The sequence below is a fragment of the Hungatella sp. SL.1.14 genome (genome assembly GCF_024460495.1).
GTDB classification, from domain to species: Bacteria; Bacillota; Clostridia; order Lachnospirales; family Lachnospiraceae; genus Hungatella; species Hungatella hathewayi.
The window spans coordinates 1-289 of sequence record NZ_JANFYJ010000514.1 but is presented as its reverse complement, the minus strand read 5'-3'; the positions used below and the strand labels follow the sequence as shown (position 1 = coordinate 289).

Annotated in this window: 1 pseudogene; it reads left to right on the top strand. The window is 49.8% G+C overall.

Going from position 1 to position 289, the window contains the following annotated elements:
- Positions 1 to 211 (top strand): annotated as a pseudogene (locus tag NE473_RS32065) (stage II sporulation protein R); the annotation flags it as partial.
- Between the last annotated feature and the right edge of the window lie 78 nt (positions 212 to 289).

The following is a 289-nucleotide window of genomic DNA, read 5'->3' as shown; positions in this document are numbered from 1 at the left end:
CCTCTATCCTCCGCTCTGTTATGTTGATTCGACCTATGCGGTCGTTCCCGATTCCACCAAAGAAGTTTTAAGACAGTCCCTGGATGCCGCTGATTACCAGGCGCTGCTCATCAGGCAGCCGGAGGTTCACGTGCGGATACGCTCAAAGTTTCTCGATCTGCTGAAAAAAGACAGCAGTGTAACAGAAGGACGGGAACAGCCTGACCGCTGATCACATCCCTGTCTTTTACACTGCTGTTTCACCGTGCTCTATTCACTCAATGAATTGCTTCAGTTTTACTGGGGAACA